At 59.1% G+C, this 23,614-nt stretch carries 20 protein-coding genes and 1 pseudogene; 15 read left to right on the plus strand and 6 right to left on the minus strand.

What is annotated here, in order from left to right:
- Positions 1–75: 75 nt before the first annotated feature.
- Entirely contained in the window at positions 76–2,184 is a 2,109-nt protein-coding gene (locus PMI18_RS19915) for a molybdopterin oxidoreductase family protein (protein WP_007898514.1), read from the minus strand.
- 134 nt (positions 2,185–2,318) lie between these two features.
- The gene (locus PMI18_RS19910) at positions 2,319–2,609 is read right to left on the minus strand and encodes a hypothetical protein (RefSeq protein WP_007898515.1); all 291 of its coding nucleotides are present in this window, start codon (positions 2,607–2,609) and stop codon (positions 2,319–2,321) included.
- Positions 2,610–3,014: 405 nt separating this feature from the next.
- Here PMI18_RS19910 and argF point away from each other — a divergent pair, with 405 nt between their 5' ends.
- Together argF and PMI18_RS19900 are read left to right on the plus strand one after the other, a co-directional pair.
- Positions 3,015–3,935 (plus strand): ornithine carbamoyltransferase, encoded by a 921-nt coding sequence (argF, locus tag PMI18_RS19905; protein WP_033036197.1) that lies wholly within the window; start codon positions 3,015–3,017, stop codon positions 3,933–3,935.
- Positions 3,932–5,041 (plus strand): ABC transporter ATP-binding protein, encoded by a 1,110-nt coding sequence (locus PMI18_RS19900; protein WP_007898517.1) that lies wholly within the window; start codon positions 3,932–3,934, stop codon positions 5,039–5,041. The genes argF and PMI18_RS19900 overlap by 4 nt, the downstream gene beginning before the upstream one ends.
- Before the next feature lie 123 nt (positions 5,042–5,164).
- On the opposite strand, the pseudogene PMI18_RS19895 reads toward PMI18_RS19900, so the two are convergent.
- Positions 5,165–5,948: pseudogene (locus PMI18_RS19895) on the minus strand (PhzF family phenazine biosynthesis protein).
- 116 nt (positions 5,949–6,064) lie between these two features.
- Complete coding sequence (gene ybaK, locus PMI18_RS19890) at positions 6,065–6,535, minus strand: Cys-tRNA(Pro) deacylase (RefSeq protein ID WP_007898520.1); 471 nt, start codon at positions 6,533–6,535, stop codon at positions 6,065–6,067.
- 369 nt (positions 6,536–6,904) lie between these two features.
- Here ybaK and PMI18_RS19885 point away from each other — a divergent pair, with 369 nt between their 5' ends.
- The 11 genes from PMI18_RS19885 to PMI18_RS19835 all read left to right on the plus strand — a co-directional run bounded on the left by PMI18_RS19885 (position 6,905) and on the right by PMI18_RS19835 (position 19,495).
- Positions 6,905–7,756 carry an MIP/aquaporin family protein gene (locus tag PMI18_RS19885; RefSeq protein ID WP_007898521.1) on the plus strand — a complete coding sequence of 284 codons (852 nt, stop codon included), beginning with the start codon at positions 6,905–6,907 and terminating at the stop codon, positions 7,754–7,756.
- Between the two features lie 76 nt (positions 7,757–7,832).
- A complete protein-coding gene (gene glpK / locus PMI18_RS19880; RefSeq protein WP_007898522.1) occupies positions 7,833–9,338 on the plus strand; it encodes a glycerol kinase GlpK in 1,506 nt (501 codons plus the stop codon).
- A gap of 83 nt (positions 9,339–9,421) precedes the next feature.
- Positions 9,422–10,177 (plus strand): DeoR/GlpR family transcriptional regulator, encoded by a 756-nt coding sequence (locus PMI18_RS19875; protein WP_007898523.1) that lies wholly within the window; start codon positions 9,422–9,424, stop codon positions 10,175–10,177.
- A gap of 327 nt (positions 10,178–10,504) precedes the next feature.
- On the plus strand, positions 10,505–12,043 hold the full coding sequence (gene glpD / locus PMI18_RS19870) for a glycerol-3-phosphate dehydrogenase (protein ID WP_007898524.1): 1,539 nt from the start codon (positions 10,505–10,507) through the stop codon (positions 12,041–12,043).
- A 427-nt stretch (positions 12,044–12,470) separates the two neighbouring features.
- Positions 12,471–13,385 carry a glutamate/aspartate ABC transporter substrate-binding protein gene (locus PMI18_RS19865; protein ID WP_007898525.1) on the plus strand — a complete coding sequence of 305 codons (915 nt, stop codon included), beginning with the start codon at positions 12,471–12,473 and terminating at the stop codon, positions 13,383–13,385.
- Between the two features lie 191 nt (positions 13,386–13,576).
- A complete protein-coding gene (locus PMI18_RS19860; protein ID WP_007898526.1) occupies positions 13,577–14,323 on the plus strand; it encodes an amino acid ABC transporter permease in 747 nt (248 codons plus the stop codon).
- Complete coding sequence (locus PMI18_RS19855; RefSeq protein WP_033036199.1) at positions 14,323–14,994, plus strand: amino acid ABC transporter permease; 672 nt, start codon at positions 14,323–14,325, stop codon at positions 14,992–14,994. The genes PMI18_RS19860 and PMI18_RS19855 overlap by 1 nt, the downstream gene beginning before the upstream one ends.
- On the plus strand, positions 14,991–15,725 hold the full coding sequence (locus PMI18_RS19850; RefSeq protein ID WP_007898528.1) for an amino acid ABC transporter ATP-binding protein: 735 nt from the start codon (positions 14,991–14,993) through the stop codon (positions 15,723–15,725). Before PMI18_RS19855 ends, PMI18_RS19850 begins: the two co-directional genes overlap by 4 nt.
- 205 nt (positions 15,726–15,930) lie before the next feature.
- Positions 15,931–17,832, plus strand: coding sequence for a sensor histidine kinase (locus PMI18_RS19845; RefSeq protein WP_007898529.1), 1,902 nt, complete (start codon positions 15,931–15,933; stop codon positions 17,830–17,832).
- Positions 17,829–19,157, plus strand: coding sequence for a sigma-54-dependent transcriptional regulator (locus PMI18_RS19840; protein WP_007898530.1), 1,329 nt, complete (start codon positions 17,829–17,831; stop codon positions 19,155–19,157). The genes PMI18_RS19845 and PMI18_RS19840 overlap by 4 nt, the downstream gene beginning before the upstream one ends.
- Positions 19,158–19,165: 8 nt before the next feature.
- Entirely contained in the window at positions 19,166–19,495 is a 330-nt protein-coding gene (locus PMI18_RS19835) for a GlpM family protein (protein WP_177319018.1), read from the plus strand.
- A 154-nt stretch (positions 19,496–19,649) separates the two neighbouring features.
- Here the strand turns inward: PMI18_RS19835 and PMI18_RS19830 are convergent, their stop codons facing one another.
- A complete protein-coding gene (locus PMI18_RS19830; protein WP_007898537.1) occupies positions 19,650–20,318 on the minus strand; it encodes a DsbA family oxidoreductase in 669 nt (222 codons plus the stop codon).
- A gap of 544 nt (positions 20,319–20,862) precedes the next feature.
- Between PMI18_RS19830 and PMI18_RS19825 the strand changes: the two genes are divergently transcribed.
- Positions 20,863–21,219: a DUF6124 family protein gene (locus tag PMI18_RS19825; protein ID WP_007898541.1), complete on the plus strand. Its 357-nt coding sequence runs from the start codon at positions 20,863–20,865 to the stop codon at positions 21,217–21,219.
- Positions 21,220–21,409: 190 nt separating this feature from the next.
- Here PMI18_RS19825 and PMI18_RS19820 read toward each other — a convergent pair whose 3' ends face one another.
- Positions 21,410–22,444 (minus strand): alpha/beta fold hydrolase, encoded by a 1,035-nt coding sequence (locus PMI18_RS19820; protein WP_007898542.1) that lies wholly within the window; start codon positions 22,442–22,444, stop codon positions 21,410–21,412.
- A gap of 244 nt (positions 22,445–22,688) precedes the next feature.
- Between PMI18_RS19820 and PMI18_RS19815 the strand changes: the two genes are divergently transcribed.
- Entirely contained in the window at positions 22,689–23,579 is an 891-nt protein-coding gene (locus PMI18_RS19815; protein ID WP_007898544.1) for a hypothetical protein, read from the plus strand.
- The last annotated feature ends 35 nt before the right edge of the window (positions 23,580–23,614 follow it).

Below are 23,614 nucleotides of genomic sequence, written 5' to 3' on the forward strand. Positions count from 1 at the left end.
CGACTCAGTGGTCGGCACGGTGGCGCATTGTAACGGAAACCCGAGCGCCATGCTCGGCCTCCCCGACAGTCATGTTCACGCCGCCGCCACGGTCACCGGTACGCCGTTCAACGCCGCGTTGCCCGACAACTCATCGAGCTGACATTCGTCAGTCAGGTCATTGGCGCTGGAGCCGGGTTGGCCGCTGGCAATTGTCATCTGCACACCCGGTCGCGCGTGACCCCAACCGTGAGGAAGGCTGACCACTCCTTTCATCATATCCAGGCTGGCGATCACTTCAACCTCGATCACGCCGACCCGCGAACTGACGCGCACCCGCTGCCCGTCGCTGAGCCCGCGGCTGGCCAAGTCGTCCGGGTGCATCAGCAGTTGATGACGCGGCTTGCCCTTCACCAGGCGGTGATAGTTGTGCATCCATGAGTTGTTGCTGCGCACATGGCGGCGGCCGATCATCAGCAACTCATCGGCTGCCGGTGCTTGCAGTGCCGCGAAGCGCGTCAGGTCGGCGAGGATCTCGACGGGTGCTGCCTGGACTCGCTGATTGGCCGTTTTCAAGCGTGGCGCCAGGTTGGGTTTGAGCGCCCCGAGATCGATACCATGAGGATGATCGAACAAGGTCGCCAGCGACAGCTTGTGTTCCGAAGCGTCGCCATACAGGCCCATCCGCAGCCCTCGGTCGATCATCTGCGCCGGCGCGATGGTCGGTTTCAGCTCCTTGCCAGTCTTCGCCGCAAAGGCTTTGGCCAGCCCGACGAAAATTTCCCAGTCATGCAGCGCGCCTTCGGGCTTGGCGAGGATCGCCCGGTTGAAGCGGGTGACGTTGCGCACCGCGAACATGTTGAACGTAGTGTCGTAATGATCGTTTTCCAGCGCAGACGTCGACGGCAGAATCAGGTCGGCATAACGCGTGGTTTCATTGATATACAGGTCAACGCTGACCATGAACTCCAACCCCTCCAGCGCTTGCTCGAGTTGTCGGCCATTGGGCGTGGACAGCACCGGATTACCCGCCACGGTGATCAGCGCGCGAACCTGCCCTTCCCCTTCGGTGAGCATCTCTTCGGCCAGCGCCGACACCGGCAGTTCTCCAGCGTATTCCGGACGTCCAGACACCCGGCTCTGCCATCGGTTGAAATGCCCGCCCGAGGTCGATGCCACCAGATCCACCGCAGGCTCGGTGCACAACGCACCGCCCACCCGGTCGAGGTTGCCGGTGACCAGATTGATCAGTTGCACCAGCCAATGGCACAGGGTACCGAAAGCCTGGGTCGAAACGCCCATACGGCCGTAGCAGACCGCCGTCGGCGCTGCCGCGAAGTCCCGTGCCAATTGGCGGATCTGCTCGGCGGGCACCGCGCACAGCGGGCTCATGGCTTCGGCGGTGAACCCTGCGATTGCCTCACGCACTTTATCCAGGCCATCGACCGGTAAATGACTGTCGTGGGTCAAGCCTTCGGCAAACAAGGTATTGAGCAGCCCGAACAACAGCGCCGCATCGCCACCGGGGCGCACGAACAAATGCTGATCGGCAATCGCCGCCGTTTCGCTGCGACGCGGATCGACCACCACCACTTTGCCGCCCCGCGCCTGAATCGCCTTGAGGCGCTTCTCTACATCCGGCACAGTCATGATGCTGCCGTTGGAAGCCAGTGGATTGCCGCCCAGGATCAGCATGAAATCGGTGTGATCGATGTCCGGAATCGGCAACAGCAAACCGTGGCCGTACATCAAATGACTGGTCAGGTGATGGGGCAACTGGTCGACCGACGTCGCGGAAAACCGGTTGCGGGTTTTCAACAAGCCGAGAAAGTAATTGCTGTGGGTCATCAACCCGTAGTTGTGCACGCTGGGGTTGCCCTGATAGACCGCCACCGCGTTCTGCCCGTGACGCTCCTGAATCGCCGCCAGGCGTTCGGCCACAAGGCTGAAAGCATCTTCCCACTCGATAGGCTGCCATTCGCGGCCTACTCGCAGCATCGGCTGACGCAGGCGATCCGGATCGTTCTGGATGTCTTGCAGGGCAACCGCTTTGGGGCAGATATGCCCGCGGCTGAAGGTGTCCTGTGGATCACCCTTGATCGAGGTGATCTGTACACCGCTGCCTTCGACCTCGGTGGTTTCGATGGTCAGGCCGCAGATGGCTTCACACAGGTGGCACGCACGGTGATGGAGAGTCTTGGTCATGGCCAGTCTCTGTTTTGTTCTGGGCGGGCAATATCGGCCGCGGGAACAAAACTATGGCGCGCGACCCACTCCTTGGCCAGCGACGTTCGTCTTGTGAATCGGCGGCCATCAGGCCAGCCAATGGCAGCAAGGGATCAGTTCGACGGCAGACTCGGCGGCGCCTGCAACTGGATCTCCTCGATGGTTTCGATCTGCTCATGGGCAACATGCACGCCGGTGAGCTCGCCGATCAGTCGCCAATGCTCGTCGAGCCCGGCGCTGACGGTGGCCATGCGGTCGATCATGCGCCGGCCAGCTACCTTCGTGACTTCGTCTTCACTGCGCAACAGCTCGAAAGACATCGAGGTCATGGAAGCAGTGAGGTGGGTCAGGGAGCGGGCCGTAAGGCCGAGTAGCTCCATCAACAGCTGTTCTTTCGATTCCATTCCAAGGGCTTCCTGCGTCGCTCGTGCTCTAGTTATAACCCAGCACTTTGCTTTAGCAAATGTTTCGGACAAGACACAACGCCCGCCAAAGGCCCGAATGACAGGTCAAAAACCGACCGCCAGCGTGTCGCCCGCGCCCTGTTTGATTGCCAAGCCCGGCGAGCGCGGTGTACAAATGGTTGGCTGCTGTCAGGAAACAGGCTTCAAAAGCGCTACTGCGGTCACCCGTAGCCCCTCTGAAATCCCCTAAACACCGTAGCCCATTGGAAAAACGCGACATTTAATGTCAATATCGCGCCTTCCCCTATTTCGTCGCCCCGTGCGGCTTACGCCGCAGGTCTCGCCCGTTTTTCAGTTAAACAAGGCTTTGAGTATCTGCGGTCTGTTGCAAAAAGGTAGTCAATGATGAGCGCAAGGCACTTTCTCTCCCTGATGGATTGCACGCCCGAAGAGCTGGTCAGCGTGATCCGTCGAGGCGTTGAGCTCAAGGACCTGCGTAACCGCGGCGTACTGTTCGAGCCTTTGAAGAACCGCGTCCTGGGGATGATCTTCGAGAAGTCCTCGACCCGCACCCGTATCTCGTTTGAAGCCGGCATGATCCAGCTCGGTGGCCAGGCGATCTTCCTGTCGCCACGCGATACGCAACTGGGTCGCGGCGAGCCGATCGGCGACTGTGCCATCGTCATGTCGAGCATGCTCGATGCGGTGATGATCCGTACCTTTGCCCACAGCACCCTGACCGAATTCGCCGCCAACTCCCGCGTGCCGGTGATCAACGGCCTGTCCGATGACCTGCACCCATGCCAGTTGCTGGCCGACATGCAAACTTTCCTCGAACACCGCGGTTCGATTCAAGGCAAGACCGTGGCCTGGATCGGCGATGGCAACAACATGTGCAACAGCTATATAGAAGCGGCGATCCAGTTCGACTTCCAGTTGCGCATCGCCTGCCCGGAAGGTTACGAACCCAACCCTGAGTTCGTGGCTAAAGCCGGCGATCGGGTGACCATCATCCGCGATCCACAGGAAGCCGTGCGCGGCGCGCATCTGGTGAGCACCGACGTCTGGACCTCCATGGGCCAGGAAGAGGAAACCGCCAAGCGCCTGAAGTTGTTCGCACCGTTCCAGGTCAACCGTGCCCTGCTCGACCTGGCCGCGCCGGACGTGCTGTTCATGCATTGCCTGCCGGCCCACCGCGGCGAGGAAATCAGCCTTGACCTGCTCGACGACTCGCGCTCGGTGGCCTGGGATCAAGCCGAAAACCGTCTTCACGCACAAAAGGCCCTGCTTGAGTTTCTGGTCCCGCCTTCGTACCACCACGCATGAGCCAGACCTTACTGCTGAACCTGCGCAACCTGGCCTGCGGTTACCAAAACCAGCGGGTCGTGCAGAACCTCAACCTGCATTTGAATGCCGGCGATATTGGTTGCCTGCTGGGGTCTTCGGGCTGCGGCAAAACCACCACCCTGCGGGCAATTGCCGGATTCGAGCCGGTGCATGAAGGTGAAATCCAGCTGGCGGGCGAGACCATCTCCAGCGCCGGTTTCACCCTCGCCCCGGAGAAACGCCGGATCGGCATGGTATTTCAGGATTACGCACTGTTTCCGCATTTGAGCGTGGCCGAGAACATCGCTTTCGGGATCCGCAAGCATCCGCAAAAGGATCGGGTCATCGAAGAGCTGCTGGAACTGGTCAATCTGAAAAACCTCGGCAAGCGCTTCCCCCATGAACTGTCCGGCGGCCAGCAGCAACGTGTCGCCCTCGCCCGCGCCCTGGCGCCGGAACCGCAACTGCTGCTGCTCGATGAGCCGTTCTCCAACCTCGACGGCGAACTACGACGCAAGCTCAGCCATGAGGTACGCGCCATTCTCAAGGCTCGCGGCACCAGTGCAATCCTGGTGACCCACGATCAGGAAGAAGCCTTCGCGGTCAGCGACCATGTCGGTGTTTTCAAGGAAGGTCGCCTGGAGCAGTGGGACACGCCCTACAACCTCTATCACGAACCACTGACGCCATTCGTGGCCAGTTTCATTGGCCAGGGTTACTTCATTCGCGGTCAGTTGAGCAGCCCGGAATCGGTGCAGACCGAGTTGGGTGAATTGCGCGGCAACCGTGCCTACACTTGGCCAATCGGTTGTGCTGTGGATGTGTTGTTGCGTCCGGACGATATCGTCTATGCGCCGGACAGCCCACTGAGGACACAGATTGTCGGCAAGAGCTTCCAGGGGGCATCAACCCTGTACCGCTTGCAGTTGCCTACAGGCGCACAGCTGGAGTCGATTTTCCCGAGTCATGCCGATCATCTGGTCGGTGCTGAAGTAGGTATTCGGGTGGCGGCTGAACACCTGGTGTTGTTCCAGGCGTCCGGCAGTACGGCGGCGCAAATTCCGGTGATCGAATCCGGTGTTCGGCGGTACAGCTCCGCCAGCTGACACCAGAATCTGTAGGAGCGAGGCTTGCCCGCGAAGGCGTCGTGTCAGTCAATGATGATGTCGACTGACACGACGCCTTCGCGGGCAAGTCGGATCGCCGCACCGCTCGCTCCTACAAAAAAATCATCCGAGCAATAATTTGCCGCTCGCAACCAGCGTTGCATTCCCGCCAATACTCACTCGATCCCCTTCCAGCTGGCAAAACAACTCCCCGCCCCGCGCCGAGCACTGATAAGCCGTCAGACTCGACTTGCTCAAGCGTTCCGCCCAGTACGGAATCAGGCTGCAGTGGGTCGATCCGGTCACCGGGTCTTCGTTGATACCGATTGCTGGCGCAAAGTACCGCGATACAAAATCATGCGTGTTGCCCTTGTCCGTCACAATGGCGCCTGGCCACGGCAGTTTTGCCAGCGCAACCATGTCCGGCTGACAATCGAGCACGGCTTGCTCGGACTCCAGTACCACGAACAATTCTTTGGAACCCAACACATCGACTGCTTTCACACCCAAGGCGTGCTCGACATCCAGGGTCACGCCCACTTCTGTCGGCACGATGGCCGGGAAATCCAGCCACAAGCGCGCGCCCTCACGGCTGACACTCAGCGGGCCGGACTTGCAGATAAAGTCCAAACGTTCGGCCGGCTCCCTATAGATTTCAAACAGAACATAGGCGCTGGCCAGGGTCGCATGGCCGCATAACGGGACTTCGGTGGTGGGAGTAAACCAGCGGATGTGCCAGACAGGACCCTCACGCACCAGAAACGCGGTTTCGGCGAGGTTGTGTTCGGCGGCGATTTTTTTGCATCAACTCATCGTCGAGCCAGGTATCGAGCCGGTAAACCATCGCCGGGTTGCCACTGAACGGCCGATCACTGAACGCGTCGACCTGATGAAACTCTAGCTGCATGCCACTTCTCCCTTTTTCAGGTCGACGAGCATGGAGCCACGAAGAGTCCTTCACCAGTGACAGAGCGAATCAATTTTCACCATACACCACCGGGCTGAACGCCCGAGGCCTTCTGCTCAGGCGCGACCGATATCGGCGAACTTCGCCTGGGTGTGTTCGGCCAATACGGCGGGCGCCAGCTCAACTTCCAGACCACGCCGTCCGGCACTGACGAAGATGCTGGAAAAAGGCTGAGCTGAACTGTCAATAAAGGTACGCAGGCGCTTCTTCTGCCCGAGCGGACTGATACCCCCTAACAGATACCCTGTCGATCGCTGTGCTGCGGCGGGATCGGCCATTTCGACTTTCTTCACGCCAGCAGCATGCGCCAGCGCCTTCAAGTCCAGACTTCCGACGACCGGCACCACTGCCACCAACAGTTCCCCCTTTTCGCTGGCCGCCAGCAATGTCTTGAACACTTGGGCCGGGTCCAGCCCCAGTTTTTCCGCGGCCTCCAGACCATAGGACGCGGCCTTCGGATCATGTTCGTAACTGTGCACGCGATGTTCGGCACGAACTTTTTTCAACAAATCCAATGCGGGGGTCATGGCAGCTCCAAGCTTGGCGGCAGAAGAAAAAATACTGCGCAGATTCTAGGTCATTGATCGATAAAAGGCTCTATTACAACGCTATTTCAAAAGCTTGGCCGGGCTTCTGGGCCGTTCGTCCACGGTCAGCCTGCCCGATGAACGATGCGGTCATTCACGTGACTAATAGTTGAAATGTGACTGACAGTTCACTTTCGACCTTTGACAGCAGCGTTTCTTGTCTATATTTTTTCGATTCTGAATACTGTACGAATGTCTCACTGCAGCACCCAGCAGCAAGCCGAGCCCAGGATGGGGATCCTCCTCGGTGAAAATCGCGCTTTGACCTTGATGAAAAAGCGCCAGACAACAACAAAAACGAGGTTTTCAATGACAACTGCTTTACAACAACCGTCGCTCTCGAGCCAATGCATGGCCGAGTTTTTGGGTACTGCACTGCTAATCTTTTTCGGTACTGGCTGTGTTGCCGCGCTCAAGGTGGCGGGTGCCAGCTTCGGGCTATGGGAAATCAGCATCATCTGGGGGGTTGGCGTCAGCATGGCGATCTACCTCACCGCCGGCGTTTCCGGTGCGCACCTCAATCCTGCCGTGAGTATCGCGCTGAGCATTTTCGCTGACTTCGAAAAGCGCAAACTGCCGTTCTATATCCTCTCCCAAGTGGCCGGCGCCTTCTGCGGGGCCTTGTTGGTTTACACGCTGTACAGCAACCTTTTCTTCGATTTCGAACAAACTCACCAAATGGTTCGTGGCACCCAGGCCAGCCTTGAATTGGCTTCGGTGTTCTCCACCTTCCCGAACCCTGCCCTGACCACAGCCCAGGCCTTTTTGGTTGAAGTGATCATCACCGCCATTCTGATGGGCGTGATCATGTCGCTGACCGACGACAACAATGGCCTGCCCAAAGGGCCGCTGGCACCGTTGCTGATCGGCCTGCTGATTGCCGTGATTGGTAGCTCGATGGGCCCACTGACCGGTTTTGCGATGAACCCGGCCCGCGACTTCGGTCCTAAACTAATGACTTTCTTCGCAGGCTGGGGTGAAATTTCCTTCACCGGCGGGCGCGATATCCCGTACTTCCTGATCCCGATTTTTGCACCGATTGTCGGTGCCTGCCTCGGCGCTGCAGCTTATCGCGGGCTGATTGCCCGCCATCTGCCCAGCGCCATACCTGCTACAAAGGATGCAACACCGGCCATTGACGGCAAACCAAGAACGTCTTGAAACCGTTGGCGCGTGATCCTGCCCATGTGGTCCCGCGCCTGACCTCACTTCCTAATTTTCGTCCAAGGCAATCGACATGACCGACATACAGAATAAGAACTACATCATTGCCCTCGATCAGGGTACGACCAGCTCCCGCGCGATCATTTTCGACCGTGACGCGAACGTGGTCTGCACCGCCCAACGCGAATTTGCACAGCATTACCCACAAGCCGGCTGGGTCGAGCATGACCCGATGGAAATCTTCGCCACCCAAAGCGCCGTGATGGTCGAGGCCCTGGCTCAAGCCGGCCTGCATCACGACCAGGTCGCGGCCATCGGCATCACCAACCAGCGCGAAACCACCGTGGTCTGGGACAAGACCACCGGCCGCCCGATCTACAACGCGATCGTCTGGCAGTGCCGGCGCAGCACCGAGATCTGCCAGCAGCTCAAGCGCGATGGCCACGAGCAATACATCAGCGACACCACTGGCCTGGTCACCGACCCATACTTCTCTGGCACCAAGCTCAAGTGGATCCTCGACAACGTCGAAGGCAGCCGTGAGCGTGCACGCAAGGGTGAACTGCTGTTCGGCACCATCGATAGCTGGCTGATCTGGAAATTTACCGGCGGCAAGGTACACGTCACCGACTACACCAACGCCTCGCGCACCATGCTCTTCAATATCCATACGCTGGAGTGGGACGCGAAGATGCTGGAAGTCCTCGACATCCCGCGCGAGATGCTCCCGGAAGTTAAATCGTCGTCCGAAATCTACGGCCACACCAAAAGCGGCATCGCCATTGGCGGCATCGCCGGCGACCAGCAGGCGGCCCTCTTCGGCCAAATGTGCGTCGAGCCAGGCCAAGCGAAAAACACCTACGGCACCGGTTGCTTCCTGCTGATGAACACCGGCGACAAAGCGGTGAAATCCAAACACGGCATGCTCACCACCATCGCTTGCGGCCCGCGTGGCGAAGTGGCCTACGCCCTGGAAGGCGCGGTATTCAACGGTGGCTCCACCGTGCAGTGGCTGCGTGACGAGTTGAAAATAATCAACGACGCCCACGACACCGAATACTTCGCCAACAAGGTCAAGGACAGCAACGGCGTGTACCTGGTGCCGGCCTTCACCGGCCTGGGTGCTCCGTACTGGGACCCGTATGCCCGTGGCGCGCTGTTCGGCCTGACCCGTGGTGTACGCGTGGATCACATCATTCGCGCCGCGCTGGAATCGATTGCCTACCAGACCCGCGATGTTCTGGACGCCATGCAACAGGATTCCGGCGAGCGCCTCAAGTCCCTGCGCGTGGACGGCGGCGCAGTCGCGAACAACTTCCTGATGCAATTCCAGGCCGACATCCTCGGCACTCAGGTCGAGCGTCCGCAAATGCGCGAAACCACAGCGTTGGGCGCCGCTTACCTGGCGGGTCTGGCGTGTGGCTTCTGGGGCAGCCTGGACGAGTTGCGCGGCAAGGCAGTGATCGAGCGCGAGTTCGAACCGACGCTGGACGAAACCGCGAAAGAAAAACTCTACGCAGGCTGGAAAAAAGCCGTCAGCCGCACTCGCGACTGGGAACCGCATGAGGGTGCTGAATAAGCCAAGGTCGGGTTCTAACTGGCAGGGAGCAGATTCCTCCGGCATCATGGGCAAATTTTGCACGGCAGCCCAAAGGAAGCCCCATGAATCTGCCTCCCCGTCAGCAGCAAATCCTCGAACTGGTCCGCGAACGCGGCTATGTCAGCATCGAGGAAATGGCCCAGCTGTTCGTCGTTACACCGCAAACCATCCGCCGCGATATCAATCAACTGGCGGAAGTGAATCTGTTGCGTCGCTACCACGGCGGCGCAGCCTACGACTCCAGCGTCGAAAACACCGCCTACGCCATGCGCGCCGACCAGATGCGCGATGAAAAGCAGCGTATCGGCGAAGCCATTGCCGCTCAGATTCCCGATCACGCCTCGCTGTTCATCAATATTGGCACCACCACCGAATCCATCGCTCGGGCGCTGCTCAACCACAACCACCTGAAGATCATCACCAACAACCTGCACGTGGCCTCGATGCTCAGCGCCAAGGACGATTTCGACGTGCTGCTGACCGGTGGCAACGTGCGGCGTGACGGTGGAGTGGTTGGTCAGGCGAGTGTCGATTTCATTAACCAGTTCAAGGTCGACTTCGCGCTGGTCGGCATCAGCGGCATCGATGAAGATGGCAGCTTGCTGGATTTCGATTATCAGGAAGTGCGGGTGTCCCAGGCGATCATCGCCAACGCCCGGCAGGTAATCCTCGCGGCGGACTCCAGCAAATTCGGGCGCAATGCCATGATTCGCCTGGGGCCGATCAGCCTGATCGATTGCCTGGTCACCGATCAGCAGCCTTCGCCGGCCTTGGCGCAGTTGTTGAGCCAGCACAAGATTCGGTTGGAGGTTGTTTAACACCGAAGGTGGTTAAACAACCTGTAGGAGCCAGGCTTGCCGGCGAAGGCGCCCTTGAGTACGCCTTCGCCGGCAAGCCTGGCTCCTACAAGGATTGCGCAAACCTTGTGGGAGCGGGTTTGCCCGCGATGACGGCCGCATTCGCAACACACCTCTAGTGCTCCGCCGCACGCCTAAATGTTCGAAAATTTTCCTTTAACCGCCCTTCGATCAGTATTTTCAATCGAAGCACACTGGCTGTGGGCGTCTTTATGGGCTAATATTTTCGCAAATGAACATTAATGTTCGAATTCAAATATAGAAATTCAAAAAACCCGAGGCCAGCCGATGCCCACTTCTACCTTGCCTACGCCCCCTCTCGCCGAGGTTTACGATATCGCCGTCATCGGTGGTGGGATCAATGGCGTGGGGATCGCAGCGGATGCCGCCGGTCGCGGTCTTTCGGTGTTCCTTTGCGAAAAGGATGACCTGGCCAGCCACACTTCGTCCGCCAGCAGCAAGCTGATCCACGGCGGCCTGCGCTACCTCGAACATTACGAATTTCGCCTGGTGCGCGAAGCCCTCGCCGAGCGCGAAGTGCTGCTGGCCAAGGCGCCGCACATCGTCAAGCAGATGCGTTTCGTGCTGCCGCACCGCCCGCACCTGCGTCCGGCCTGGATGATCCGCGCCGGCCTGTTCCTTTATGACAACCTGGGCAAACGGGAAAAACTCGAAGGCTCGAAAAGCCTGAAGTTCGGCCCGGACAGCGCACTGAAAAGCGAAATCACCAAAGGCTTCGAATATTCCGATTGCTGGGTCGATGACGCACGTCTGGTCGTGCTGAACGCCATGGCCGCCCGCGAGAAAGGCGCTCACGTCCATACCCAAACCCGCTGCGTCAGTGCCCGTCGCACCAAGGGCCTGTGGCACCTGAATCTGGAACGCGCCGATGGCAGCCTGTTTTCGATCCGCGCCAAAGCGCTGGTGAATGCAGCCGGCCCGTGGGTCGCCAAGTTCATCCGTGACGACCTAAAGATGGAATCGCCGTACGGCATCCGTTTGATCCAGGGCAGCCACCTGATCGTGCCGAAGCTGTATGAAGGCGAACACGCGCACATTCTGCAAAACGAAGATCAGCGCATCGTGTTCACCATTCCGTACCTGAACCACTTCACCCTGATCGGCACTACCGACCGCGAGTACACCGGTGACCCGGCCGCAGTTGCAATCACCGAAGGCGAAACCGATTACCTGCTCAAAGTGGTCAACGCCCACTTCAAGAAGCAAGTCAGCCGCGACGATATCCTGCACAGCTATTCCGGTGTTCGTCCGTTGTGCAACGACGAATCCGACAACCCGTCGGCCGTCACCCGCGACTACACCCTGGCATTGTCGGGCAGTGCCGAAGAAGCGCCGCTGCTGTCGGTGTTCGGCGGCAAACTGACGACTTACCGCAAACTGGCCGAGTCGGCGCTGGCGCAACTGGCCCCGTACTTCGCGCACATTAAGCCGAGCTGGACTGCCAGCGCCACCCTGCCCGGCGGCGAAGACATGACCACCCCGCAGGCCTTGAGCTCGCGGATCCGCGACAAGTTCGACTGGGTGCCCACCGAAATCGCCCGGCGCTGGGCCACCACTTACGGCAGCCGCACCTGGCGCATGCTCGAAGGTGTGGAAAACCTCAGCGACCTGGGCGAACACATCGGCGGCGGTCTCTACACCCGCGAAGTCGATTACCTGTGCAGTGAAGAGTGGGCGACCAGCGCCCACGACATTCTGTGGCGCCGCAGCAAGCTTGGGCTGTTCACTACGCCGGCCGAGCAGCAGAAGCTCAAGGATTACCTGAACAAGGTCGAGCAGAACCGCAGCAAGATCGAAGCGGCCTGATCGGGAATCCGGTTAAAACGAAGCCCCTGAATCTCAAGATTCAGGGGCTTTTTCATAACCCGCAAGACTGTAGGAGCGAGGCTTGCCCGCGAATGGATCACCGCGGTCTGCCTGGAACACCGCGTTATCGTTCTTCGCGGGCAAGCCTCGCTCCTACAGGTTGAGGGGGATTCATTCGGTTTTCCGAACGCGACTTGTCAGTCGATTCGGATAACCGGATTACTGATCGTGAAAAAATGCGCCATAAATATTTAATACCCTTATAAATCAATACCTTGACCTATATCGCCTGGCCTGGCACGAGTCATGCTCTACACTCTTGGACGAATGTACGCTGCGCCACCCCTTCAGGAGCCGGCAAGCATTCGAAGCACCAAAAAGGGCCGATGAACTGGCTCCATATAAAAACAATGTCGAGGAAAATTTGATGCGCATCGTTCCCCATATCCTGGGCGCAGCCATTGCTGCCGCTCTGATTAGCACTCCAGTTTTCGCCGCCGAACTCACCGGCACACTGAAGAAGATCAAAGAGTCCGGCAGCATCACCCTCGGGCATCGTGACGCTTCCATTCCGTTTTCCTACATCGCGGACGCTTCCGGCAAACCGGTTGGTTACTCCCACGATATCCAGCTGAAAATCGTCGAAGCCATCAAGAAAGACCTGGACATGCCCAACCTCCAGGTCAAATACAACCTGGTGACCTCCCAAACCCGTATCCCGCTGGTGCAGAACGGCACCGTGGACGTCGAGTGCGGCTCCACCACCAACAACGTCGAACGTCAGCAGCAAGTTGACTTCTCCGTCGGTATTTTCGAAATCGGCACCAAACTGCTGTCCAAGAAAGATTCCCCATACAAAGACTTCGCCGACCTCAAAGGCAAGAACGTCGTGACCACCGCCGGCACCACGTCCGAGCGCATCCTCAAGTCGATGAACGCCGACAAGCAGATGGGCATGAACGTGATCTCCGCCAAAGACCATGGCGAATCCTTCCAGATGCTGGAAACCGGCCGTGCCGTGGCTTTCATGATGGACGACGCCTTGCTGGCCGGTGAAATGGCCAAGGCCAAGAAGCCGACCGACTGGGCCGTGACCGGGACTGCGCAGTCCAATGAGATTTACGGTTGCATGGTTCGCAAAGGCGACGCGCCGTTCAAGAAAGCTGTCGACGACGCCATCGTCGCGACCTACAAGTCCGGCGAGATCAACAAGATCTACGAAAAATGGTTCATGCAGCCAATTCCGCCAAAAGGCCTGAACCTGATGTTCCCGATGAGCGAAGAGCTCAAGGCCCTGATCGCCAATCCGACCGACAAAGCGGCTGACGAAAAGAAATCCTGATTTCTGACTAACCTATCCCCTGAGAGAGCCTTTGCCCTTTCAGGGGTTGTCACTCCCTGCTGGCATTTCTGGAAACACTCGAACCGGTGGCTGTCGAGCCGCTCGTGTGTGCCTGATCTTCAAGATCGGGCGGGAACGGAGCTTCCCCAGGCGGGCATTTGTAAATCGAACGAATCCGAGGGGAGACCCTAATGAATTACAACTGGGACTGGGGCGTGTTCTTCAAGTCCACCGGCGTGGGCAGCGAGATTTATTTCGACTGGTACCTCTCCGGTTTGGGCTGGACCATCGCCATTGCCGTCGCAGCCTGGATCATCGCGCTGCTGCTGGGCTCGATTCTGGGCGTCATGCGCACGGTACCGAATCGCATCGTATCGGGCATCGCGACCTGCTACGTCGAACTCTTCCGTAACGTGCCGCTGCTGGTTCAGCTGTTCATCTGGTACTTCCTGGTGCCCGACCTGCTGCCTGCGGACATCCAGGAGTGGTACAAGCAGGATCTCAACCCGACCACCTCGGCCTTCCTCAGCGTCGTCGTGTGCCTGGGTCTGTTCACCACCGCTCGGGTGTGCGAACAAGTGCGCACCGGTATCCAGGCGCTGCCTCGCGGCCAGGAATCCGCCGCCCGTGCCATGGGCTTCAAGCTGCCACAGATCTACTGGAATGTGCTGCTGCCCCAGGCCTACCGCATCATCATTCCGCCGCTTACCTCGGAATTCCTGAACGTATTCAAGAACTCGTCCGTGGCATCGCTGATCGGCCTGATGGAACTGCTCGCGCAGACCAAACAGACCGCCGAGTTCTCCGCCAACCTGTTCGAAGCCTTCACCCTGGCCACGCTGATCTACTTCACGCTGAACATGGGCCTGATGCTGCTGATGCGCGCGGTCGAGAAGAAAGTCGCCGTACCGGGCCTGATTTCCGTAGGGGGTAAATGATGGAATTCGACTTCACGGGCATCATTCCGTCCCTGCCGGGTTTGTGGAACGGCATGGTCATGACCCTCAAACTGATGGTTCTGGGCGTGGTCGGCGGGATCATCCTCGGCACAATCCTGGCACTGATGCGCCTGTCCCACAGCAAACTGCTGTCAAACATTGCCGGCGCCTACGTTAACTACTTCCGCTCGATCCCGCTGCTGCTGGTCATCACCTGGTTCTACCTGGCGGTGCCGTTTGTACTGCGCTGGATCACCGGCGAAGACACCCCCATCGGCGCATTTGCCTCGTGCATCGTGGCATTCATGATGTTCGAAGCGGCGTACTTCTGCGAAATCGTCCGCGCCGGCGTACAGTCGATCCCCAAGGGCCAGATGGGTGCCGCCCAAGCCTTGGGCATGACGTATGGCCAGATGATGCGGTTGATCATCCTGCCGCAAGCGTTCCGCAAGATGACACCGCTGCTGCTGCAACAGAGCATCATCCTGTTCCAGGACACCTCGCTGGTTTACGCGGTCGGCCTGGTGGATTTCCTCAATGCCTCGCGCGCCAGTGGCGACATCATCGGTCGCTCCAATGAGTTCCTGATCTTCGCAGGTCTCACGTACTTCACAATCAGCTTTGCCGCCTCGCTGCTGGTCAAGCGTCTGCAAAAAAGGTTTGCCGTATGATCTCTATCAAGAACATCAACAAGTGGTATGGCGACTTCCAGGTACTGACTGATTGCAGCACCGAGGTCAAAAAAGGCGAAGTGATCGTGGTGTGCGGGCCGTCTGGTTCGGGAAAATCCACCCTGATCAAATGCGTCAACGCGCTGGAGCCGTTCCAGAAAGGTGACATCGTGGTCGACGGCACCTCCATCGCCGACCCAAAGACCAATCTGCCAAAACTGCGTTCGCGCGTCGGCATGGTGTTCCAGCATTTCGAACTGTTCCCGCACCTGAGCATCATCGATAACCTGACCATCGCGCAAATCAAGGTGCTGGGCCGCGGCAAGGAAGAAGCCACCAAAAAAGCCCTGCAACTGCTTGAGCGCGTCGGCCTCTCCGCCCACGCCAAAAAGCACCCGGGCCAACTCTCCGGCGGTCAGCAACAGCGTGTGGCGATTGCCCGTGCGCTGGCGATGGACCCGATCGTCATGCTGTTCGACGAACCGACTTCGGCGCTGGACCCGGAAATGGTCAACGAAGTACTCGACGTGATGGTGCAACTGGCCCACGAAGGGATGACCATGATGTGCGTGACCCACGAAATGGGCTTCGCCCGCAAGGTAGCGGACCGGGTGATCTTCATGGACCAGGGCAAGATCATCGAAGACTGCAAGAAAGAAGAGTTCTTCGGCGACATCAACGCCCGTGCCGAGCGTACACAGCACTTCCTCGCGAAGATTTTGCAGCACTAAGCACCAGGCACCAGGCACCACTTGTGTGGGAGTGAACCGTTTTTCGTAGGAGCCAGGCTTGCCGGCAAAGGCGCACTTAAGGACGCCTTCGCCGGCAAGCCTGGCTCCTACGGGATCCGGTTGGGCTTGCCCTCTCACACAGCAGCTCCCACAGGGCCCGTGGGTATATGGATATTTGTGTTGTGGTTGACCCAAGGCATCTGTGATGAAATGCGACTCCACTCTCTATCGCGCCGCGCCGCCATCACTCGCCGTGAAACCCCGTTTGATTCGCCATCTGTTCCTGCCGCCGCTGATCATCGCCCTGATGATCGGATTGGGTTACATCGGCTTCTGGGTCAGTGAACACTACGGAATTCGCAGTCTCAGCGAGAACGGCCAGCGCCAGCTGGAACTGCACGCCCGCGCCGTCGAGAGCGAAATCAGCAAGTACACCTACCTGCCCAGCCTGCTGGAACTCGAATCCAGTGTTTCCAAGCTGTTGGCCGACCCGTCGCCGGAACTCCGGCAAACGGTCAACGAATACCTTGAAGGCCTGAACCGGCGCAGCCGCAGTCGGGCTATCTATGTGATGGACACCACCGGTCGCGTACTGGCCACCAGCAACTGGCGCGATGTCGACAGTTATCTGGGTGAAGACCTGTCCTTCCGCGCCTATTTCCAGAATGCCGTGCGCGGTCAGCCGGGGCGTTTCTATGGCATCGGCAGCACCAGTGGCGAACCCGGCTATTACCTGGCTCATGGCCTGGAAGAGCACGGCAAGATCATCGGCGTCGCCGTGGTCAAGGTCCGCCTCGAAGCCATGGAAGAACGCTGGCAGCGTGCGCGCCTGGAAGCCTTCGTCAGCGACGAGAACGGCATCATCATTCTCTCCAGCGATCCGGCGCGGCGGCTTAAATCGGTTGTGCCATTGAGCGAGGAAACCAAGGAAAAACTGGCCCGTAGCCTGCAGTACTACTGGTTTCCGCTGAACGAACTGCAACCGCTGGCGCGGGAGAAACTGGCCGAAGGCGAGGAAAAACTGACCTTCCCCGCCAACAGCGAACTGGAGTCCGATGAAGAAAACATCAGCTACCTCTCGCAAACCCGTCCTCTAAGCGACACACCATGGAATTTCACCCTGCTCACGCCCCTGCAAGACCTGCGGCGTGAAGCGATCAATCAGGGGATCCTGGTGGCAGTGGCGTTTGCCCTGGTGGCGTTTCTGCTGATCGCCTGGAACGAGCGGCGCAAGGTGATTGCCACCCGCCTCGCGGCGCGGGAAGCCTTGCAGGAAGCCAACAATCAACTGGAGCGTCGGATTACCGAACGCACCACCGACCTGCGCGCCAGCAACGAACGGCTCAAGGGCCAGATCCGTGAACGCCGGCAGGCGGAAGAGACGTTGCGCCGCGCCCAGGATGAACTGGTCCAGGCCGGCAAACTGGCGGCCATCGGCCAGATGTCCACCAGCATCGCCCACGAATTGAACCAGCCGCTGGCCGCCTTGCGGACCTTGTCCGGCAATACCGTGCGCTTTCTGGAACGCGGTCAGCTGGATGTGGCCAGCACCAACCTCAAGACCATCAATGAACTGATCGACCGCATGGGCCGGATCACCGCCAGCCTGCGTTCCTTCGCCCGGCGCGGTGATGACAAGGGCCAGGCCAGTTTTGGCAAAGCCGTGGACGCCGCCCTGCAATTGCTGGGCAGCCGGATGGAAAGCGCGCACCTGCAATTGCACCGCGACCTCGAAGACGTACAGGTACAGATCGACCAGACTCGTCTGGAGCAGATTCTGGTCAACCTGATCGGCAACGCACTCGACGCCATGCAGTCGCAGCCCCAGCCGGAGTTGTGGCTTGAAGCCGAAGAATTCGACGGCAAGTATCGCCTGCGGGTACGTGACAATGGCCACGGCATCGATGCCGAAGCGCGCAAGCATCTGTTCGAACCGTTCTTCACCACCAAACCCGGCGAACAAGGCCTGGGCCTCGGCCTGACGCTTTCCGCCAGCTTGGCCGCCGCCACTGGCGGGCACCTGGGTGTCGAACACCCGGCCAGCGGTGGTACCACTTTCGTTCTCAGTTTACCGTTGGTAAGCCCCACTCCCGCCGAGCCAATATGAACAACGACCTTAGTGTGCTGATCGTCGAAGACGACCCCCATGTGCTGCTCGGCTGCCAACAGGCGCTGACCCTGGAAGACATTCCCTGCGTGGGCGTCGGCAGCGCCGAAGAAGCGCTGGAGCGGGTCGGTGATAACTTCGCCGGCATCGTCATCAGCGACATCCGCCTGCCGGGCATCGATGGCCTGGAACTGCTGACCCGGCTCAAGGCCCGCGATCGCAGCCTGCCGGTGGTGCTGATTACCGGCCATGGCGACATCTCGATGGCCGTCGGCGCGATGCAGAAAGGCGCCTATGACTTCATGGAGAAACCCTTCTCCCCTGAACGCCTGGTGGACGTCGCCCGCCGGGCGCTGGAGCAACGCAGCCTGGCGCGGGAAGTGTCGTCGTTACGTAGACAACTGTTCGAGCGGGACTCCCTCGAAGGCCGGATCATCGGGCGCTCCCCGGCCATGCAGAACCTGCGGGAACTGATCGCCAACGTCGCCGATACCTCGGCCAACGTGCTGATCGAAGGCGAGACCGGTACCGGTAAAGAACTGGTTGCGCGCTGCCTGCATGACTTCAGCCGCCGGCACACCAAACAGTTCGTCGCGCTGAACTGCGGTGGCCTGCCGGAGAACCTGTTCGAAAGTGAAATCTTCGGTCACGAAGCCAACGCCTTCACCGGGGCCGGCAAGCGGCGGATCGGCAAGATCGAACACGCCGACGGCGGCACGTTGTTCCTCGATGAAGTGGAAAGCATGCCGCTGCCCTTGCAGATCAAACTGCTGCGGGTGTTGCAGGAACGCACCCTCGAACGCCTCGGCTCGAACCAGAGCGTGGCGGTGGATTGCCGGGTGATCGCCGCGACCAAGTCCGATCTGGATCAATCGAGCAAGGCCGGCGAGTTTCGCAGCGACCTGTATTACCGCCTGAACGTGGTAACCCTGGAACTGCCGCCGCTGCGCGAACGCCGAGAAGACATCCTGCAACTGTTCGAACACTTTTTGCAGCAGTCATCCCTGCGCTTCGACCGCGCGGTGCCGGAGCTGGACAACCAGACCCTGTCGAACCTGATGAGCCACGACTGGCCAGGCAATGTGCGCGAATTGCGCAACGTCGCTGAGCGTTTCGCATTGGGCCTGCCGGCCTTCAAAAAAACCGGCGCCAGCGGCAGCAACCAGGGCCTGGCCTTCGCCGAAGCGGTGGAAGCCTTCGAACGCAACCTGCTCAGCGACGCCTTGCAGCGCAGCGGCGGCAACCTGACCCAGGCCAGCCTGGAACTGGGGATGGCCAAGACCACGCTGTTCGACAAAGTGAAGAAGTACGGGTTGAGCCACTGATGGACCTGATGTTCAAAGCAACCTTGGGCGCGGCGGTGGTAGTGATCCTCGCCATGCTGGCCAAGACCAAAAACTATTACATCGCAGGCCTGGTGCCGCTGTTCCCGACGTTTGCGCTGATCGCTCATTACATCGTCGGCAAGGGGCGCTCGCTGGATGATCTGAAAACCACCATCGTGTTTGGCATGTGGTCGATCATTCCGTACTTCGTCTACCTGGCGACCTTGTATGTGATGGTCGACCGGATGCGGCTGGAGGCTTCATTGGCGGTGGCGGCGGTGGCGTGGTTGATGGCGGCGACGGTGTTGTTCAGCGTGTGGATGCGTCTTCACGGATAACGCCTCCGTTCTGTAGGAGCGAGGCTTGCCCGCGAAGAACGATAAAGCGGAGTTTCAGGGACACCGCGTCGAACCATTCGCGGGCAAGCCTCGCTCCTACAGTTAACTGATCGTTCCCACGCAGCGTGGGAACGATCGAGCGTGTAACGTCAGTTCAACCGTTGACCGTTCCGCCCTTGGCTTCACTCATGATCTGGCGAATCGCACCGACAAACGTCTCCACCGGCTGCCCGCCACTGACGGCGTACTGCCCGTTGAACACTACCGTCGGCACTGAGCTCACGCCGCGCGCTAACCACAACTGTTCTTCCTCGCGAACCTCTTTGGCGAATTCGTCGGACGCCAGGATCGCCTCGGCCCGCTGCCGGTCCAGCCCCACGCTTTCAGCGATCTGCGCCAACTGTGCGTGATCGGACGGATTGCCGCCCTCGGTGAAATACGCCTTGAACAGCGCGTCTTTCAGGTTGAACTGCAACCCTTCCAGCCCCGCCCAATGCAGCAAGCGGTGAGCATCGAAAGTGTTGTAGATACGGCTGCTGCCGTCCGTGCGAAAGGCAAACCCGACCTCGGCGCCACGCGCGCGGATCATTTCGCGGTTCTTCTGCGATTGCTCAGGCGTCGAGCCGTACTTTTCGCTGATGTGTTCGGTGATGTTCTGGCCTTCGGGGCCCATCTTCGGGTTCAGTTCGAACGGCTGGAAACGGATCTCGGCCTGGACTTCGTCACCCAGCAAATCCAGGGCACGGGTCAGGCTATACAGACCGACGACGCACCAGGGGCAGGACACGTCGCTGACGAAATCGATTTTCAGGGGGGTACTCATCATTGACCTCGCAGGCTTGATCGCGCCGGAAAGCTCGAACGATACACCCGAAGGCTGAGCCCGTGTGGCAGCCGTTCCACTATCCCTGTGGGAGCCGGGCTTGCCCGCGATGACGGCCTTCCAGACGACATCTGCGGTGACTGACACGCCGCCATCGCGGGCAAGCCCGCTCCCACAGGTTTTGGGGTGTTTGGGAGGGCGTGTTTAGTTCTGTTTAGCGTTACTTCCTGAAAGCTACAGCGCCTTGCGCCGTCGCCTACAACCACGTCAGAATCCGCCGGCTTGTGCGCCTGGAGGCCCGTCGGTAACTTGGTTCGTGTCACTGATTCCCAGTGATCGGGTTTAGTAGCCCGGCTTTTCTTTCCGGTCGCATAAGTGTCATCCAGTCAGGCATTCGCCTGCACTTGATGGTGGCTGTGCGCATGGTGCCCTCGGGCGCGCCGGTTTTGACTGGTGGCCGGTCTACTAACTTGCGCACAGCTGCCTCCCCATTCCGTTTAGTAGCGAGATGAGTTGCAGCTCTACTAACAGGAGTACCAGTTCAATGTTCAAAATCACTCCAAATCCACCGGAAACCGACGACGTTTCCCCATACGAAACCCCGAGCTCCAAAAAGCTCAACGAAGCCGCCGACCGCGCCCTCGATTACTACCTCAAACCGGTCATTCCCAAAGACACCCCACGCAAACCCAGCACCCTTTACCTCATCGCCCCCGACGCCAATAACGAAACCCTGCTGGTCAACGCCTGCGAATCACTGGCAGCGGCGAGCGTGATGTTGAGTGATTTCGCCGGGCAGCTGAACGGCCCGCAGCGCAACACCGTGCTCGGCATCCAGAACTCCGTCATGTTGGGTGAACTGGCGGTGAACCGGATGCTGGATAACTTCGTTCCAACGTAAACCAGCCTCCACTGTAATTGAGGCGCTTTTGTGGCGAGGGAGCTTGCTCCCGCTCGGCTGCGCAGCAGTCGTAAATCGGCTTGCGCGGTTTATCAGGAGATCCGCGCTGACCGGTCATGGGACTGCTTCGCAGCCCTGCGGGAGCAAGCTTCCTCGCCACAGGGCTCGCTCCCACAATTGGATGTGGGTGTTATAGAAGATTGCGTTCGGCCACCGGATCGATCTGCGCCCAATGCGAGGTGTCTTCGCGGTGGGCCTGCAAATACGGCAACACCGCCGCCAGTAACGGCGCTTTGAATGCCTCCTGGAAACGATGGGCCAACCCCGGGATCAGCTTCAACTGACTGCCGCGGATATGCGCCGCCAGATGCACGCCGTGCATCACCGGCAACAACGGATCGGCGGTGCCGTGAACCACCAGCGTCGGCACCCGCAATTGGTTGAGCAGCGCCACGCGGCTCCGTTCAGCGAGGATCGCCATGATCTGGCGTTTCACGCCTTCAGGGTTGAACGCCCGGTCATAGGACTGCGCCGCCTGCTGCAGCAACGCCTGCCGGTCATCGCTCACCGTCGGGCTGCCCAATGCCGCCAGCAAATCAGCCTGTTGCTCCAGCGCCATTTCGCGATTCGGCGCACCGCGTCGCGCGAGTAACTGCACCAGCGCCGCACTCGGCGCCGGCAAACCTTCGGCGCCCGAGCTGGTCATCAGCAACGTCAGGCTCTCGACACGTTGTGGCGCCATGGCCGCCATATGCTGAGCGATCATCCCGCCCATGCTGGCGCCCAAAACGTGGAATTGCTCGACGTGCAAGGCATCCATCAGCCCAAGCGCATCGTCGGCCATGTCCGTCAGGGTGTATGGCGCCGATACCGGCAAACCGAGTTTGTAACGCAGCACTTCAAAGGTCAGGTTGGCATCGGCAGGTGTTTGTCGCCAGGTCGACAGGCCGACATCGCGATTGTCATAGCGAATCACCCGAAAGCCCTGCTGACACAACGCAACCACCACCTCGTCCGGCCAGTGAATCAACTGCCCACCCAAGCCCATGACCAGCAACAACGCAGGGTCCGAAGCACGGCCAATGCTCTGGTAGGCCAGGCTCACCTGCGCCAGATCGACCCGCTCGGTCGGAACATTGACATCACATCGCGAAGCCGCCAGAGACGGCAGGCTGAACAATAAAGCGACCAGAACAGTGGTCGCTGATAAAAATAAAGCACGCATGAAAAACACCGAAACGCAGAACTCCAGTAGAGCGCGAGTCTGATGAAGTTTGTTCAAGCGCGCTGCCACAGTTACGTGACAGTTTGATGAAGATTGCCGAGTGGTCGTTTCGTCGAATGCTCACAGTGCGGTTCGAATTGCCCTACCGCTTGTCGTAACTGTCAAAAGTGATAGTTACCGCGACCCCCACCTCTTCATTACATTGAGGCTCGCTATCCATCGAAGGAAAGCCAAGGGGTCACCTATGAGAAATTTAGTGTTTTTAATTCTTCTGGTTTTGCTGACGGGCTGCAGCAGCAGCCCGGTGATTAACGTCAGCCACACGAGCTCGGGCGCCAGCGTTGCCGCATCACTTCAAGAGCGTTACAACGAAACAAAAAATAAATGCAATGACTCCCCAAGCCAGCCGGCATTCCTTTGTTCCGGAGTGTTACTACGAGCGACTGACACCCCGAACGGCTTCCATGTCTGGGATCCCAGCCCTGCTGCCATTGAACTGGGCGGCATGTCATTTTCCTTTTTCAGGGTCGACGCAAGTTTCCAACACCTGCCTTGGGACCGAACCAATGGCTACATCCTGTACCCCGTATTGAGCCGTCCCGAGGGCAGCTTGCAAACAATGGTGCTGTGTGTGTTCCCCATCGACGGCGCTACCATGGAGAGGGACAAACCAGGCTGCGGGGCTTCCGGATCTTATCCCTTGAACAGCAAGCGATGCCAGACCATGGGGATCACCACCGCCGAACAGTGGGTCCGCCATACCTTCACGCCTGAGGTTGATTCGTTTCGCTATCAATGCAGCTTTGATGTGCGAGATGCAATGAACGAACTTGCCTCAGATTCTTTTTACCAAGCCATTCGCGCTATCGGACTGAAGCCTGTCGGACTTCCGACAATCAATGACTTCAGCGAAGTCATTATCCAGACGTGGTCCCCTGGCATCCCACGCCAACTTCCCATTGAGGCATTCTTCTATGTAGCGGGTGGCCTGGAGGTGGCTCAACACAACCAACGGGACTTTTATGCCCAAACAACAAATAAAGTTGTTCCGATCATCAAATTGATCATGCCGACCTCTCCACAGAATAACAATGCGCGTTTTGAGTTTCATTCCAAGGATCAGGCGATCCAGTGAAAAAAGGGCTGGGCCATCAGGCTGACCTTGAAGTT

Source organism: Pseudomonas sp. GM102 (assembly GCF_000282555.1).
In the GTDB taxonomy this organism is placed as follows: Bacteria; Pseudomonadota; Gammaproteobacteria; order Pseudomonadales; family Pseudomonadaceae; genus Aquipseudomonas.